Source organism: Nocardia yamanashiensis NBRC 100130 (assembly GCF_001613325.1).
Classification (GTDB): Bacteria; Actinomycetota; Actinomycetes; order Mycobacteriales; family Mycobacteriaceae; genus Nocardia; species Nocardia yamanashiensis.
In genome coordinates, this window is sequence record NZ_BDCD01000040.1 from 24,049 (window position 1) to 39,391 (window position 15,343).

Sequence of the window (15,343 nt, forward strand, 5' to 3'; positions counted from 1 at the left end):
GTTGCTGACACAGACTGATTTCACGCATTGTGTTCTCGGTCCGAGTGTAGAACACTTGCGTTGTGGCCGAAGTCACCCCGACGCAGCACAAACAGGCAGGTGAGGCGATGGCTGTGCAGTCATGCGACACGGTGTCGAGTCGGTGCGAGCACTACCGCAACGCCCTACGTCTGCCCGCCACCCTGAGCCCTTGCGGTTCGCGGATCGTCTTGCGGTCGGACCTGGTGAGCGGTCTCGTCCTTCCTCTGCGGCTGGCCGAACGTGCCTGTGAGCGCTTGGCAGATCGTGGTGCGCTCGGCCCCGTGGTCGGCCATATGCGGATGGGACGGGCAACGATCCTGACCTGCGGGCACAAGGGGTCGGAGTTCGTGGAAGCCCCCGAGCTGGCAAGCCTGACGGTCAGTGTCGGGGTCAACTGCATCGTGCTGCCATCTCCGACTGATGAGCGGTCGGGCTATCGACGCTGGATTAGGCAGCCGGACAGCACTTTTCTGCCCTCAATGCAGACGGCTGTGGCTGCCGTTCTCGAGGTGGCGACATGACGACAGTTCGCGGGGTCACGGACATCGCCCCGGACGCAGGGGCTCATTCCGAACAGGATCGAAAGGCGGGGTGGTGGCAATGGGGCCGGTGACATTCGGGTATCTGCGGGCGGACTTGGTGACCGATCGTCGTAGGGACGTCGAGCAGATGATGCGCGAGTTCGGCGAGCTGCACGGCCTGGGCGGCGTGCAGTTCTTCTGCGAGCCGGGGCCGACGCTCGATGTGCTGTGGTCGCTGTATGCGGCCGTGGCGACGGCGGGCCCGCAACAGCATGTGGTGATGCCGACGCCGGCGCATCTGGATGGTTTAGCGGAATCGAGATCGCTTCTGCTGCAACGGTTTACGGATCTTCGTGCGCAGGTTTGGTATCTCTCGACAGAGGCGAATTCGGTGACCGATCGCCGGCATGCGGTCTCGGTGCTGCCGGATATGGGTGGTGCCTCGTTGGTCGGCGAGTTCACGTGTCGGGCGTTGCCGACGTCGGAGCCGGTCGCGCGGCTGCATCTTCATGAGGATCTGACCCGGGCGGGCCTGCGGGACATGGTCGACGCGGCGGAGGCGGTGGTGGTCTCGCTGGTCGTAGACGCGGTGCGGGCGGCGCAGTCGGAGATCTCGGCGGCTTCGCCCATCTACGCCGAGATCGATGCCCAGTTCAATCAGCTGACGGTCCGGCTGAGCCGGACCGCCGATGAGCTGCTGATCGAGGTACACGAGACGCGCGCTCATTCCGACGAACCGATCCGGGTCACGGTCTCGAGCCGGGGCCGCGCGTCCCGGACTCGCGCGCGCGACGGCGGGACGGTGACGTGGTGCGCGCTGCCGCTGGCGCGGGAATGGCACGAGCTGGGCGACGCAGTCGGCAGGTACACCGCGATGGTCGATGCGGAGCGGGGTGGCCGGATATGAGCAGGGCCGAGCTGGGTTACGGCATCGTTCGGTCAGATTTGACCAGGACCGCGGTGGGGGACCAGGAAGCCAGCGTGCGCCGGGCGGCCGCAGTCGTGGGCCTGCCGTTGGCCGATGTCTCGACGCTGGCCGGTGAGCAGCATATTGCGCTGTTGCACGCCACGTTCGAGCACGCCGCGATCACCACGGTTGTGGTGCCGAGCCGGGAAACCCTGGGCGATGACTGGATAGCGGCAATACGCCTGGATGTCGATGTGCTGGTGGCGGATCCGCTGTTTCGGTGGCCCCGGCGGCCGTCGAGCGCGCGGCCGGATCCGGCGGCGTGAGCGGTGATCGCCGTGGCAGAAGCACAGTGCAACGCGGTGTCCGCGGCCCTGGCGGGCACGGGTTCGGCGCGGTGGGCCGACGGGCTGCCGGATTGGCATGAGCTGGTCGCGGCGATCTGCGGGCATGCCGGTGACGGCCCGGACGCGCATCCGGTGACGCGGTGCGCGCGAGCACTGGCGGAATTGCGGACGAAGTCGCCGAGCGCGGCGGGGTTCGCGGATATGCGGGCGGGGCTGGTGGAGCGAATCGACTTGTGGGGCATGCAGTTCGCGCCGTTCATCGCGAGGTGTTCGGAGTCGCTCGGTGAGGCGGTCGATGCGCTGGCACGGACGCATCTGGAAGCGGAAGCGGCGCTGGCGGCCGGGCGCGATGCCGAGACCTGGCATGCGGCTTGGCTGGCGGCCAGTGAGCGGGCGGTGGCCTGGACGGACTTGTGTGCTGAGGCGATGTGGGGGCAGCGGCGTGTGCCCTAGCGGCGGCTTCCTGAGAAGCGCGGTGGCGAGTGGTCCGCGGCGGGTGTGGCAATGGGGTCACTACGAGGTGGAGGTGGAGGTGGACGGCATGACCACGTGTACCGGCAGGATTGTTGTGCAAGAGCGCTTTTCGACCGGCTTCGAATGGAACGGGCCCGAACAAGAGACCCTGATCGTGCTGGATTTGCGTGATGCCTTTCTGGCTGACAGGGCTGAAGAGTTCGCAGCCGACTTCACCAATCGCTGGGCCCTGCACGACGAGAACGCCACAGCGCACACCATCGTGGATCTGGTCGCGGGGCTGCACCGCTGGAATACCGCGCAGGGCGCGCGGGCGGCGCGGCGTGGACGGTTGCGGTTGCGGTGGGCAGCCGATCCCGCCCTCTTGGTGATCGAGGTGTGGGACGAGCATCCCGGCCCGTTTCGCAATGTGGCGTCGAAGCACGCCGAATCCGAATATCGGTACTTCGCCCTGGCGCTCCTGCGCCCGCGGTCAGGCTAGCTAGGCTGTGCCGATTCCTTCTGTTCCAACCCCGCCCCCTTTTCTGTGGATGGAGATATTTCAGTGGCGCCCAAGTCGTCGAAGGTGGATACCGTAGCCAACCTCGCCAAGCGGCGAGGTCTGGTCTACCCGTCGGGCGAGATCTACGGCGGTACCCGCTCGGCCTGGGATTACGGGCCGTTGGGGGTGGAGTTGAAGGAGAACATCAAACGGCAGTGGTGGCGGTCGATGGTCACCGGTCGTGACGATGTCGTGGGCCTGGACTCCTCGATCATCCTGCCGCCAGCGGTGTGGGTCGCGGCCGGGCATGTCGAGACATTCACCGATCCACTGGTCGAGTGCCTGCACTGCCACAAGCGGCAACGGCAAGACCACCTGCAAGAGGCGTACGCGGCCAAGCACAAGGTCGAAGATCCGGATTCGGTGTCGATGGAGCTGGTGCCGTGCCCGAACTGCGGCACGGTCGGCCAGTGGACCGATCCCAAGCAGTTCTCGGGCCTGATGAAGACCTATCTGGGCCCAGTCGAATCCGAGGAGGGTATGGCGTATCTGCGGCCGGAGACCGCGCAGGGCATCTTCGTCAACTTCGCGAACGTAGTTGGTACGCAGCGGATGAAGGTGCCGTTCGGTATCGGCCAGATCGGCAAGAGCTTCCGCAACGAGATCACTCCGGGCAATTTCATCTTCCGGACGCGGGAGTTCGAGCAGATGGAGATGGAATTTTTCGTCAAGCCTGGCGAACACGACGAGTGGCATCAGTACTGGATCGACACCCGTCTGTCCTGGTACACCGACCTGGGCATTCGCCGGGAGAATCTGCGGCTGTTCGAGCACCCGAAAGAGAAGTTGTCGCACTACAGCGCGGGTACGACCGATATCGAGTACCGGTTCGAGTTCGCGGGCAGCGAGTGGGGTGAGCTGGAGGGCATCGCGAGCCGTACCGACTTCGACTTGACGGCGCATTCGCGGCATTCGGGCCATGAGTTGACCTATTTCGACCATGCGGCCGGGCAGCACTACATCCCGTATGTGATCGAGCCTGCGGCCGGGCTGACGCGGTCGCTGATGGCCTTCCTGGTCGACGCCTACACCGTGGATGAGGTGCCGACCGCCAAAGGCGGCACGGAGGAACGGATCAGCCTGCGGTTGGATCCGCGGCTGTCGCCGGTGAAAGCGGCGGTGCTGCCGCTGTCGCGCAATGCTGAACTCTCGCCCAAGGCAAGGGATCTGGCCGCGCAGCTGCGCAAATGGTGGAACATCGACTTCGACGATGCCGGCCAGATCGGCAAGCGGTATCGACGACAGGATGAGATCGGTACGCCGTTCTGCATCACGGTCGATTTCGACACCCTCAACGATCAGGCGGTGACGGTGCGCGAGCGGGATTCGATGGCTCAGGAGCGTATCGGGCTCGACCAGGTCCAGAGTTATCTGGCAACCCGCTTGCTCGGGGTCTGACCGCCTGCAAAATAACGGCCACCGCCAACGAGACAGGAAGTTTTCCGGTCTTTTTGGCGGTGGCCCCTTTTTTGGGCCGGATTTCGCGAGTTGTGGTTCTACCGTGTGCCTTTCGTTCCCACGGACCGTGGAAAGGAGGAGTGCAATGGACCAGTTCGAGACCGTTGACGTGGCTGATCAGACCACCGATGACGTCATGGCATACGTGCCGCCGACCGTCGAGACAACCGAGAACCTGCCGCCACAGTGCTCGTTCTAGCCAGTTCGGTGAGGGGACACCGCCACGATTGTCGTGGGCGCCAGGTGTCCCCTTGCTCTTTCCAGCCCGATACGGGGTTTCTGTCTTCATTCCGTCTGCGCGCGAGGGGATCTCGGCCATGACCATTACCACTATCCTTCCGGCGCCGGCGGCGCAGCTGCGTCGCCGGTTCGTCTATCGCCCGGAACTGCGGTTGCTCTATGACACCCGCTCCGGGCTCGAACACCGGCTCAACGACACCGCGGGCACGTTCGTCGATGCCACGTTCGTGAGTCCCGATCCGGTTGCGGTGCTGGCCGGTGGCTATCGGGTCGCGCCTGAGCAGATCGCGCAAGATCTGGCGGTCTTCTGGTTCACGGTGTGGAACGCGCCGCAGCGGCCGCAGCCTCGCCGCCGGAGCGGCGATTCGCTGGGGTGGGCGCAAACCGATGTGCCGTTCCCGCTGGCGCTGGAGGTCGAATTGACCCGAATGTGTAACTGGCACTGCGGGTTCTGCTACAACGTGTGGAAGGTCTCGGATGAGGAAGGGGTACGCGGGCGCAGCGACACCGGGTTCACTCCCGACGTGCATATGTCGCTGACCACCGCGCACGCGGTGATCCAGCAGGCCGCGGAGGGCAAGTGCTTGCGGATGCGGTTCTCCGGCGGGGAGCCGACGTTGCATCCGGACTACCGCGAGATCGTGGCCGCTGCCGCGAGCGCCGGCATGGACGTCGAGTTGTTCACCAACGGCATCCGCATGACCGCGGCCGAAGCGCGACGGCTCGTCGATGTCGGGCTGCGGGTGGCCTTGTTCAGCGTGCACGGGCTCGATGAGACCCATAACGCGATGGCACGCAATCCGGGCGCAGCCGGGCAGGCGTGGCGCGGGATGCGCGCGGCCGTGGCGGCGGGGCTGACCACGGTAGCGGAGGCGTTGGTGTGCGCCGACAACCTGCACGAGATGCCGGAGCTCACGCGGCGGCTGGTCGATCTCGGGGTGTCGGATGTGAGCTTCATGCCGTACGTGCCGGTGGGGCCTGCCGATCCGCGGCGCCCGGTGCTGCTGGCGCAGCTGGCCGAAACCATCGACGAATGCACGGCCGCCCTGGACGGGCTGCGGGTGCGGGTGCCGTGCGCGCCCCGGCACTGCCTGACCCCTGAACCGACCGCGATCAACGACCCGGTACGGCCGGAGTTCGATAACCATTGCGCGGCAGGGCTTTTGTGGGCCTCGGTGTCTTATGACGGAATGTTCCGGCATTGCCCGCATTCGAGTACCTATGCCGGGGCCGTGGGCGATGGTCTGGCGCGGCTGTGGCGGGAGCGGATGGTGCCGACGGTGCGCCGGGCGCTGGCCCCGGCCGGGGCGTGCGCGGGGTGCGGGCAGTTGTCGGCGTGCGGCGGCGGCTGCCATTTGGGCAAGGTGCGGGCCTATCCGGGCGCGGCCGCGCCGGGTGGGCGGGTGCTGCTGCCGTTGGCGCCGACCGGCGCGAGCGGGTGCGGGCGATGACCGCCGGCGTGGTCGACGAGCGGGCCGCGCGGTTGCTGGCCCGGCTGGAACTGACCGGTGACGATGTCCTGCATGATCGGGTCTCTGGCCGAAAACTGGTGCTCAACAAGACATCTCGGGTCTTCTGGCTGATGGTGTGCGAGCACGGGACCGGTTCGGCGGCCGCGGCCGCGCTGGCGGCGCGCTTCGGTATCGGGATCGAGCGCGCGACGGCGGATCTGGCCCGGTTCCTCGATGGGATCGACCAGGGGCAACGGTGTGCGGGCAGTATCCTGCCTGGCGCTGATCATGCGGTGCTGGAGCCGACGGCGGCGTGTAATGGCCAGTGCCCGCATTGCTATCACGGAACTCGTAATGATCATTGGCCTGCGGAGGCGATTCCGGAGATCCTGGCCAAGGTCCGCGCCGAAGGCTTGCGGTCGGTGTCGGTCACCGGCGGCGAGGTGTTCAGCGCACACTACGTGTCGCGGTTCTTCGAACTGGCGACGCTGCTGCGGGCGGAGGGGATCGAGCTGGCGAGTGTCAGCACGAACGCCACGTTCCTCACCGAAGAGGTCCGCGATCGGATTCTCGCCGAAGTCCCGGAGTCGACGGTGTTCCGGATCAGCTTGGATGCGCTGCGTTCGGATCTGCTCGACCGGGTCCGGCCGGGGTATCGGCACCTGCGCGATCCGTATGGGCCGATCCGCGGCCTGGCGGAGGCGGGTCGGCCGTTGGTGTTCACGACGAACATTTGGTCGCAGCCGATTACCGAGATCGCCGATATCGGCGACTACCTGCGCGGCTACCCGAAGGTGCAGGCGTGGAACGTGCGCCTGGCGGTGCCGGTGCACCATGGGGCGGGCGAGCGCACCCGCACCCCGGCCCGCAAGCGGCAGTTGTTCGGGGTGCGCCCGGATGTGCGGCTGCCGCTGCGGCATTTCACGGCGATCCTGGCCGCTCACGCCCGTGAGCCGTTCGGGTTCCCGGTGCGGATGGGGAACTACCTGGCGACCAGCGTGCTCGCGAATCCGCAAGCGCTGAGCGCGTTTGCGCCGGGGCACCCGTGCCGTGAGGATGAACAGCTGGTCACCCTGAAGGCTGACGGCGCGATCACGCAATGCCCGATCCTGACCGAGCTGGCGCCGGAGCTGTCGGCGGGGTCGATCCTCGACGACGACGCGGCCGGGTTCCGGGCCCGGCTGCCCCTGGCGGGGCTGCACACCGATGCGATGGCGTGCGCGGGTTGTCCGGTGCGCCCGGTGTGCGGGGGCGGGTGCCGGCTGTATTCGATGGCCTATGACGGCGGCCTGACGGGCTGTGATGAGCCCGCGCGGGCGCTGCTGGTGTGGATTCTCACTGATCCGACCGGGCTACTTCGGCAGCACTGGCCGGGTTATCACGCCCGGATGCTGGAGCTGGTCGGGGACGTCGACCTCGAGGGGCTGTACGGCGCGCACGTGGCCGGGTGGGACCGGTGAGCGGCCCGCAGCTGGTGCTGATCGGCACGGCGCTCACCGCCTACGACACGGTCGCCGACTGTCCGCGCCAGCCTTGGACGGTGGCGACGATAAGCACGTTGTGCATCGCCCCGGCGTATCGCGAGATCGTCGATGGGATCGAGGCGGGCATCCGCGCTCACGTGTTGTGGTGGGCCACGCAGGCGGATCGCTCGGTCACTCGCCGCCGGGTCGATGCGGGTGGCCCGCTGGTGGGGGTGCTGGCCAGTCGCAGTGTGACCAGGCCGAATCCGATCGGGCTGACGCTGGTGGACCTGGTCGACGTCGATGGGCTGAATCTGCGGGTCCGCGGCCTGGATTGCGTCACCGGCACACCGTTGCTGGATCTCAAACCCGCGATCGAGCTGCCCGCCTACCAATGAGAGGGGATCGAGATGTCTACTGCTGTTCCAGCAATGTCGTTGCCGCAGGCGCGTTCTGAGCTGTTCGAGCGCGGGTTCGCGGTGATCGAGGATGTGGTGTCGCGCGAGGACGCGGCGCGCATCGCGGAGGTCGCGATGGAGGTGGCCGCGGCGGAGATGGCGAAGGATCCGAATTCGCCGTTCACGGTCGATCGAGGCGGCGACGGCGAGGTGGCGCCGCGCAAGATCGACTACCCGTTTCTCAAGCATCCGGAGTTTCGGGCCTTCGCGTCGGATCCGCGTCTGAGCGAGCTCGCGGCCGGGCTGCTGGGTGAGCCGGGGTACTTGATGCGCGATCAATTGTTCGCCAAGCCACCGTTTTTCGGGACGCCGAAGCCGTGGCACCAGGAAAACGCGTCGTTGGGCTACGTCCCGGCGGACGGCATGATCGTGACGTGGGTGGCTTTGGATGACGCGACCGCGGACAACGGGTGTCTACGGGTCATCGAGGGGTCGCATCGCGTCCTGCTTGAGCACGTGCCGCAGCCGGGGGCACCGTACAACCATGTCCCTCCGCCGGATTCGGTGGACGTGGCCCGGGAGGTGCTGTTGCCGGTGCGGGCCGGCGGGGTGGTGGCGTTGCATTCGCAGGTGCTGCATTGCTCGGCGGTTAATCGTTCGCCGCACTGGCGGCGCGCCTATACGGCGCACTGGGTGGTGGCGTCGATCGGCTGCACGACCGACGCGCAGAGGTACGGCTATTCGCGCACTGCGGGCGGCGGGCAAGGTCTGCGCTATCGCGCCCCCTGACTCCCTGCTGTGGCGGCTTCGTGGGCTGGGCCACCTCCGGCGGTACCGGCTGGAGGTGGTGAGCCTGCGGGAGCTGCGCGACGGCGGGAGGGCTCAGTGTCGCGGCAGCTCCGCGGGTGATTCGGTATGGGGCCTGGAAGGGCCTCAAATGCCGCTATCGGCGAGCGTGGTAACACATTTCCACCTCACACACCTCACTACATCGATGCATTTCGTCACTGTGACGCCTATTCGGGCTGGAATCGCTTCCGGCCCTGCGTATCTCGCGGCCGGTGAGTAGTCGAAGGTTCGCCCCAACTCGCCGTCGATGCGGCTGGATTCTCGTGCGAGCCCGGCGCATTGGCCGTGCCGATCTCGACCGTGGGGACCGTCGTCGGAGAGCAGGGTGGGGCCGGTTGGGGTCTGCGCGGGGAACACGATTCCGCCGACCTGTGCACGGATGGTGGTGGCGCACACGCTCACCGAGTGCGGCCGGGTCGTAGCACGCGGGACTCGTCGACTCATGGGCCGATGCCCGGGGACTGGTTCTGCGGGTGGGGCCTTCGGCACTTCACACTGCCGCCCCAACGTCGCCTGTCTCGACAAGGCAGCGCCACGGAATGCCGATCGGGCGCGCCGACTTCCGGCGATCTGCGCGAAGGTTCTGTGTCCTGGGTGGGAGCCGGGAACGTCGCGCGTCGGATCCGCACGGGAGCATCCAGCGGTTGAGTGGCAAGGGAATCGCCTGCCGCGTGTATCGCGGTCGAGTCAATCACGTTCGTGGACGGGAGGGTTCGGGCGCGATGCGACCGCTTCTGTTCGGGGGTGGGCCATGACGGAAGTATCTGTGATGGTTCGCACCTGGGGCGGGTGTCCTCGCGGCAGATGGAACCGAGAGGCGCGGTGCGCGGCGAGCGCAGCGAGACCCGCACGGCCGTCGCCAGTCGGAGGACGCCGGCGGGGGACGGTTCGTCCAGTCGGCCGATGGCCGGGGGCGGTGCCGGTTTCCAGCGCTCGCCGCCGATTGGCAGAAAGGTCCGGGGTCCGAGTTGGTGGGGAGCATCGAAACCCTCCGCACGCGATGGCCTGCACGGGGTTCCGTTGCCTCAACCGGCGTCATAGCGCGGAAGATTTTTCCTTCGCGTGCCTCGACTGCTGGGTGACTGAGCCGCGCCGGACATGTTCGTAATGGGCGGCTCCGAGGTAGTCGGTGCCCAGTCGGTTCCCGGGAACCCCGCCGAAGGGGCGCGACACTGGCGCGCCGAGATTTCCGAAATCCGGCGCTGCGTCAGCAGCAGGCGCGTTGGTGCCCGGCTCGCATCGAGGTAGCTTCCTTCTCTCGATGGCAGTCGACCGGGGCGTCGTGTGGACCCGGGCGAAGGTTCTCGGTTGATCGCTGGCATCACGCCGTGCACAGACCGGCGGGTTCGTTCTCTCGATAGGTGGCCACGTTGTGCGGCACCAGACACCGAGAGCGTCGGTGCCGCCCGTGCCAATCGGCTAGGCGCAAGCGTTCCGCTGGGAGCCGTGGGCGGGTTCTCCACGCGGCCAAGCGTTAACCATTCTGAGCACGCCATTAGCCGACGAACCCGAAGAAACTGGCCGCTGACCTGCGGATAATACGTCACTGTGACGCCAAATCGAGGCTATGTCAGACAGTCTCGCATACCTCCGAGCGTAAACCCTAGAGAAACATCGACTTCCGGTACGGCTCCTTTATGGAGAGGGACGCTCCGGCTCGAATCACCTTGAGAGTCAAGGTGTCAGCTAATCTCCACCGTGGGAAATAGGCCGTCCACGCACGTCCGCCCCACGCTGCGCTATAGGCAGAGCGATACGTTGCGCTATACGTACTGCTATACGCCGCGCGATGCGTCGGACTATGCGCCTCGCTATACGTTCCGCGATAGGTAGACATATACGTTGTCCGATATACCACGGTATAGATTCCCTGATAGTTCGAGTGCTAGCTGTGGCGATCTGTTGGGTTCGCGTGTCGCGCTAGGTGTTTCGATCTTCCCTCCCGTAGGATCGCGCGCAATGCCAAGCACGTATCCCGCTAGAGAGGCCGGTCTATGGCTGTCATCGCTGCCAAGTTAGGACTTGTTGATCTGATCGATGTGCAATCTGCGCTCAAACGCAGGTTGCAGCTCATACTCGACAGTGCCATGCCCCGCAAGGTTGTTGTCATCATCAACGGCAAGGGGGGCGTCGGAAAGTCTTCCACTGCTGTAGCTCTCGCCTACGATCTGTCTCAGTCGGGACACCGCGTTTTGCTTGTCGAGCTCGATGAGCAGGGAAACAACTGCGAAGACCTTGGATTGACTGGCGGCGCGCTCGCTGACAACGGCAAGGCTCAGGCGGATGCTGTTCTCGATGGGACACCTCTGGTTCCCACTGGCGAGGCACGTCCGAACTTGTTCGTTGTTCCGGGTGGTACCGAACTCGAAGCGGTTGTAGAGGAGTTGTACGTCCAGAAGCGTTACGCTTCGTATCAGGACGACCCCGCTGCTCAGACTGCCTGGATGGGTATGTATGCAGCCGCGATTGACGCCGTCCGTGATCAGTACGACGTGATCATCCTGGATGTCGCGCCCGGCTCAGATGTCCTGCAACTGCAAGCGCTCGTAGCGGGGGATATGGTCGTCATTCCGTCCAAGTCCGACCCTTCGAGCCGCAAGGGACTCCGAGTTGTCGCCCGTAGATTCGAGAAGGCGTTGCAGCTGAATCCCGGTCTCAGGCTGCTGGGAGTGGTGCTGTTCGCCACCAACACATCCGCGACCAGGGTCATCAAGAACATCAAAGCGCACCTCGAAGCCGACCTCGATGGCGCGGCTCCGGTGTTCAAGCAGAGCATTCGTCACGTGGAGGCGGCGGCGGTTGCCTGTCGCACGAAGGGCATCGTCCCGCAGGAAGCGGACGAGTCGCACGAGTTCGACGCAGCAACACTGAAGTCCATCCGATCACTTGCGAGTGACTATCGGGCCCTCGGCATGGAGTTCCTACAGGCAGTGGCCGCCAGCAAGAAGGAGACTGACGCAGCATGAGCAGCAAGAAGGACGACACTCAGGCCACGGACGACAAGGTCGGCGGCCTGCCCAAGGATCCCGGCCTCGGCGGCTTCAAGGCGGCAGCGGCGGGAGCGTTCGGAACCTCGACGCGCACCGCCCCGCGTCCGGATGAGGCGGAGAAGCCCGCGCCGGCCAATGCACCGGCCGAACGCGGTTTGCACGCAGTTCCACCGGCGACGGATGTTGTCGTGCGCCGTGCGCCGAGTGTGCCGACGGCTGTTCAGTCGGTGATGGCCGTGGATCTGGACGCCGGAGATGTCGAGATCCGGATCGAGGTTCCGAACCTCGGTGATGAGGGCGCGAAGCTGACTCAGTGTCTGGTGAACATCGAATCGCCGGTACGTGATCGGTTCGCCAGCTACCAGACCACGACGAAACAGGCGACCGGCCAAGAGCCCAATAATGCGGTCGTGGTCCGGCGTGCGTTCCTGCACGCGCGCAAGGACGATAAATTCGCGGATTTGCTGGCTGCGGTCAAGAACAGGTCGCGTCTGGCGGAGGATGTGGACGATGATCCCGATGGCCTGTTGGGTCCGGCTGAAGGGCGCCGGAGTGCCCGCGGCCGGATGAAAAACTCTGTGCAGCAGTCCTTCCGGCCTACCAGGCAGGAGTTGGCCACCTACGACGCCTTTTGGCAGGGCTACGGCTTCCCGAGCCGCAGTGACTTCCTCAATGCACTGCTGGATCTGTTCCTTCCGGAACTGCCGTCGCAGCCACGGGCGCGGCGGGCGGGCACTTCGGCGGCTGTAGCCAAGGCGACACAGAGCGCGAGTAAGGACACGGCGGACCAACCGGCGGAAAGCGCTACAGCGCAGGAAGATTCGAGCAACTAGCTCGCCCGGTCGGTCGGGCGTAGTGCACAAGGGTGCGGGTATCACCGGCTACCGGTGATACCCGCACCCTCCGTTTGTAGCTCGATCGCGCTGGGTTGGGGCCGAACTGTTTGGGATGTGGCGGTTTTCGAGTCCGCGCAGTGTCTGCCGACCAGCGGGAGGAGGGGTCTATTGCTGGTCGGTCTGCGACGCGGTCGGGGGCGTCTGTGATGAGCGTGCGCGGTTGATCTCGTGCTGCATGAGGTTGATCCGCTCGTTGAGGGATTCGACTTGGGCATCGTGGGCGCGCTGGATCGAGTCGAGCTGGGCCGCTGCGCGGGCCTCGTCCTGTGCGCGTTCGGTGGTGCGTTCGGTTGCGAGACGGCGCAATTCGTCCTGGTGGGCCTGCTGGTTGTCGTCGAGCCGTGTTTGCAGGGTATCGAGGCGGTCGGTGAGGGTGGCGAGTTCGTTCCGGTGCCGGCTCTCGGTGGCGTCGTAGCGTTGCTGAAGGCGGTCGCGGTCGGCGCGGGTGTTGGTGAGTTCTTCGCGGGCGGCGGCCGCGGCGGTTTCGTCACGGACGGATTTTTGGCGGGCCTCGGCTGCGGCGGCTTGCGCGGCGCGCGTCTGCTCTGCGGCGGTCTCGGCGGCCGATTGCGCGGTCTGCGCTTCGGCTTGGGCGGCGGCGATAGCTGAATCGGCTTCCGCGCGGATGCGGGCGATCTCCCGGTCCGTGTGCTCGGTGGCCTCACGGATTCGGTTCTGGGCATCGGTTTCGGCCGTCTGGATCCGTTGTTGCGCGGTTCGCTCTGCGTCGGCAATGCGGGCGGCGGCGGCGCCTTCGGCGGCGGCGATCCGAGCGTCAGCGTCGGCGGTAACCTGCTGAATTCGGGTGTCGGCGTCGGCAATTGCGGTGTCGGCCTCGGCGCGGGCCTGCTCGGCAGCGGCCTGGGCGGTGCTGACGGCCTGGGCGGCGCGCTCAGCCTGCTCAGCTGCGGCGCGCTCGGCGCTGTCCGCACGGATGTTGGCCTCCTCGGCGGCCTCGACGGCTTCGGCGCGGGCCTGCTCGGCGGCTTCGGCGAGCTGGCGGGAATTGCGTTCGCGTCGTTCGGCGGCCAGTTGCGCACCGCGCGCCTCTTCCACCTTCTTGCCTTCGTCGTAGCGCACCGATTCGATTTCGGCCGCCCGTGCTTCGTCGTCGCCGACTAGCGCGACTTGCCTGCGAAGTTCGCCGATGGCGTTGGTCAATTGCGTGGTCGCGGCCTCTGCGACCTGTTCAACCCGTGCTATTTGCTCGGGAATCGACATGCGTGCCAACGACACCGGGCGTGCGCCGGCGGGGTCGTCCGGGAGGGGCTCGGCGGGTATCGCGCCGGATTCGAGCCAGTTCCTCAACCGCATGGATCGGGTGGGGGTGTGCTTGGCCCCGCCCGCGGCGTCGCGCACCTGGGCGCAATAGGCGTTGCGACCGTCCTGGGCCGGGTGGAAGCAGCCCGGGAACCGGCAGATCTGCCGGTCCAAGGGCTTGGCGGCCCGTACGAGTCCATCAAGCGCGTACACGTCGTCGATCGCGGCCGCATGTGCTTCGAGCTCGGTGGCGGCCGCGTCGTCCAGGGCCTCGATCGACCGGGCCGTCTGGATCGCGGCTAGAACCGCCTCCCGCGCCGCCGCCAAGGTGAATGCGTCTTCGAAACCGATAGGCGCGGTGCCCGGGAGATCCTTCATAGCCATTCGAAAACAATATCATAACTATCATGACTTGCATGACATTCATGACGTTATGCAAGTCATGTAATTCTTATTATGGTTGGCGCGCCTTGCCCCGTGTCGCGGACCGTGGCGGCAGCTCCCGCCGGTTGGTCTCCGGCCGGGGCCATGCGGATCGTGCGGGGATTGTCACTGGCCTTCCGCGCGTGCCGTTGCGGCCGGGCGGTCGTGGACCAGTGACACTGAAAGAGCCCGCAATCGGCAGAACTGCTGCTGTAGTGAGAAAGTGACCGCCCTGGCGTAACTCCGCCGGGGGAATGCATGATGGTCGGTTTCGTGGCAGTAGCTCGGACAGCAGGAGGCGTGTGATGAAGGCCAGACGCGATGGAACGATCATCGTCAACGTCGTGGGCGGCGTCGCCGACATGAGCGCGTTCGAGGATGTGTTCGCTGATGGGTACTCACCGCAGGCGTGGGCGCAGTTTTTCGCGCGGATGCCCGATGCGAAAGTCCGCGAGGACGAGCGCGATTTGGTCCTCGCGCTGGCCGAGCTCGGTTATCGCATCACGTATTCGACGATGTTCTCGGCGATTACCAGCGCCGATACCGCTGGGTGGCTGGCGGCTCACGAGTTTCCGGCTGGAGACCTGCGATGCCGCAAAGTCGATGACCGGTCGCCGGCGGTGCTGATCAAACGGCAGCACTGCGAGGCGGTTCGGCGCGAGATCGAGCCGGACACGCCGCTGGTGTTCGTCGACGACCAGGCGCACGTGATCAAGTACCTTCGCGCCGGCGGGATCTTGGCGTTCGCATTTGATGAGCTGCTCGATTTGCGGCTGGGGGACCTGCGGCGCACGCTGGCGGCGCCGCCGCCGAAGCCGGTGGCCAAGCCTCGGCGCGGGCCTGCGTTGACCGTTGCGGGCGGGCTTGTCGATGCGCTGCGCGAGGCGGCCGCGGCGTTGGGTGACGCAGACGGCTGGGCAAATCTGTCAACGGTGTGCAACGCGATCACCAAACGGCATGCGCGCGTGGACGTTTCCCAACAGGGTTATCACTCCCTGGGGAAGTTCGTGCTGGGCTGCGGCGCGTTCGAGGTCGATCACCGCGACGCGGGCCCGGGACGCACCCCGACTCCGTATGTGCGGCCCGCACCGGTGCACGGCTGAG

Annotated in this window: 14 protein-coding genes; 13 read left to right on the forward strand and 1 reads right to left on the reverse strand. The window is 66.2% G+C overall.

Annotated elements, in window-relative coordinates; translation table 11 throughout:
- Window positions 1–62: 62 nt before the first annotated feature.
- From NY1_RS36160 to NY1_RS36215, 12 genes are all read left to right on the forward strand, one after another.
- Window positions 63–542 carry a hypothetical protein gene (locus NY1_RS36160; RefSeq protein ID WP_084536008.1) on the forward strand — a complete coding sequence of 160 codons (480 nt, stop codon included), beginning with the start codon at window positions 63–65 and terminating at the stop codon, window positions 540–542.
- A 79-nt stretch (window positions 543–621) separates the two neighbouring features.
- Window positions 622–1,449, forward strand: coding sequence for a hypothetical protein (locus NY1_RS36165; RefSeq protein WP_067721682.1), 828 nt, complete (start codon window positions 622–624; stop codon window positions 1,447–1,449).
- Window positions 1,446–1,775 carry a hypothetical protein gene (locus tag NY1_RS36170; RefSeq protein ID WP_157762684.1) on the forward strand — a complete coding sequence of 110 codons (330 nt, stop codon included), beginning with the start codon at window positions 1,446–1,448 and terminating at the stop codon, window positions 1,773–1,775. The genes NY1_RS36165 and NY1_RS36170 overlap by 4 nt, the downstream gene beginning before the upstream one ends.
- A gap of 12 nt (window positions 1,776–1,787) precedes the next feature.
- On the forward strand, window positions 1,788–2,249 hold the full coding sequence (locus NY1_RS36175; RefSeq protein WP_157762685.1) for a hypothetical protein: 462 nt from the start codon (window positions 1,788–1,790) through the stop codon (window positions 2,247–2,249).
- Window positions 2,250–2,328: 79 nt separating this feature from the next.
- Window positions 2,329–2,751 (forward strand): hypothetical protein, encoded by a 423-nt coding sequence (locus NY1_RS36180; protein WP_157762686.1) that lies wholly within the window; start codon window positions 2,329–2,331, stop codon window positions 2,749–2,751.
- A gap of 63 nt (window positions 2,752–2,814) precedes the next feature.
- A complete protein-coding gene (locus NY1_RS36185) occupies window positions 2,815–4,209 on the forward strand; it encodes a glycine--tRNA ligase (protein ID WP_067721686.1) in 1,395 nt (464 codons plus the stop codon).
- 377 nt (window positions 4,210–4,586) lie between these two features.
- On the forward strand, window positions 4,587–5,960 hold the full coding sequence (locus NY1_RS36190) for a radical SAM protein (protein ID WP_067721687.1): 1,374 nt from the start codon (window positions 4,587–4,589) through the stop codon (window positions 5,958–5,960).
- Window positions 5,957–7,420: a radical SAM/SPASM domain-containing protein gene (locus NY1_RS36195; protein ID WP_157762688.1), complete on the forward strand. Its 1,464-nt coding sequence runs from the start codon at window positions 5,957–5,959 to the stop codon at window positions 7,418–7,420. The genes NY1_RS36190 and NY1_RS36195 overlap by 4 nt, the downstream gene beginning before the upstream one ends.
- Window positions 7,417–7,821, forward strand: coding sequence for an SAM-dependent methyltransferase (locus NY1_RS36200; RefSeq protein ID WP_067721738.1), 405 nt, complete (start codon window positions 7,417–7,419; stop codon window positions 7,819–7,821). The genes NY1_RS36195 and NY1_RS36200 overlap by 4 nt, the downstream gene beginning before the upstream one ends.
- A 33-nt stretch (window positions 7,822–7,854) precedes the next feature.
- On the forward strand, window positions 7,855–8,610 hold the full coding sequence (locus NY1_RS36205; protein ID WP_067721689.1) for a phytanoyl-CoA dioxygenase family protein: 756 nt from the start codon (window positions 7,855–7,857) through the stop codon (window positions 8,608–8,610).
- Window positions 8,611–10,664: 2,054 nt separating this feature from the next.
- Window positions 10,665–11,636 carry a ParA family protein gene (locus tag NY1_RS36210; protein WP_067721690.1) on the forward strand — a complete coding sequence of 324 codons (972 nt, stop codon included), beginning with the start codon at window positions 10,665–10,667 and terminating at the stop codon, window positions 11,634–11,636.
- Window positions 11,633–12,493, forward strand: coding sequence for a hypothetical protein (locus NY1_RS36215; RefSeq protein WP_067721691.1), 861 nt, complete (start codon window positions 11,633–11,635; stop codon window positions 12,491–12,493). Before NY1_RS36210 ends, NY1_RS36215 begins: the two co-directional genes overlap by 4 nt.
- A 168-nt stretch (window positions 12,494–12,661) precedes the next feature.
- Here the strand turns inward: NY1_RS36215 and NY1_RS36220 are convergent, their stop codons facing one another.
- Window positions 12,662–14,200 (reverse strand): coiled-coil domain-containing protein, encoded by a 1,539-nt coding sequence (locus NY1_RS36220; protein ID WP_169815451.1) that lies wholly within the window; start codon window positions 14,198–14,200, stop codon window positions 12,662–12,664.
- Between the two features lie 344 nt (window positions 14,201–14,544).
- Between NY1_RS36220 and NY1_RS36225 the strand changes: the two genes are divergently transcribed.
- Window positions 14,545–15,342, forward strand: coding sequence for an OST-HTH/LOTUS domain-containing protein (locus tag NY1_RS36225; RefSeq protein ID WP_067721693.1), 798 nt, complete (start codon window positions 14,545–14,547; stop codon window positions 15,340–15,342).
- Window position 15,343 lies beyond the last annotated feature (1 nt).

Excerpts from the sequence above, each read along its gene's own strand:
- NY1_RS36165 (WP_067721682.1), top strand. The coding sequence starts at position 622 with ATGGGGCCGGTGACATTCGGGTATCTGCGGGCGGACTTGGTGACCGAT.
- NY1_RS36170 (WP_157762684.1), top strand. The coding sequence starts at position 1,446 with ATGAGCAGGGCCGAGCTGGGTTACGGCATCGTTCGGTCAGATTTGACC.
- NY1_RS36190 (WP_067721687.1), top strand. The coding sequence starts at position 4,587 with ATGACCATTACCACTATCCTTCCGGCGCCGGCGGCGCAGCTGCGTCGC.
- NY1_RS36195 (WP_157762688.1), top strand. The coding sequence starts at position 5,957 with ATGACCGCCGGCGTGGTCGACGAGCGGGCCGCGCGGTTGCTGGCCCGG.
- NY1_RS36205 (WP_067721689.1), top strand. The coding sequence starts at position 7,855 with ATGTCGTTGCCGCAGGCGCGTTCTGAGCTGTTCGAGCGCGGGTTCGCG.
- NY1_RS36210 (WP_067721690.1), top strand. The coding sequence starts at position 10,665 with ATGGCTGTCATCGCTGCCAAGTTAGGACTTGTTGATCTGATCGATGTG.
- NY1_RS36215 (WP_067721691.1), top strand. The coding sequence starts at position 11,633 with ATGAGCAGCAAGAAGGACGACACTCAGGCCACGGACGACAAGGTCGGC.
- NY1_RS36220 (WP_169815451.1), bottom strand. The coding sequence starts at position 14,200 with ATGGCTATGAAGGATCTCCCGGGCACCGCGCCTATCGGTTTCGAAGAC.
- NY1_RS36225 (WP_067721693.1), top strand. The coding sequence starts at position 14,545 with ATGAAGGCCAGACGCGATGGAACGATCATCGTCAACGTCGTGGGCGGC.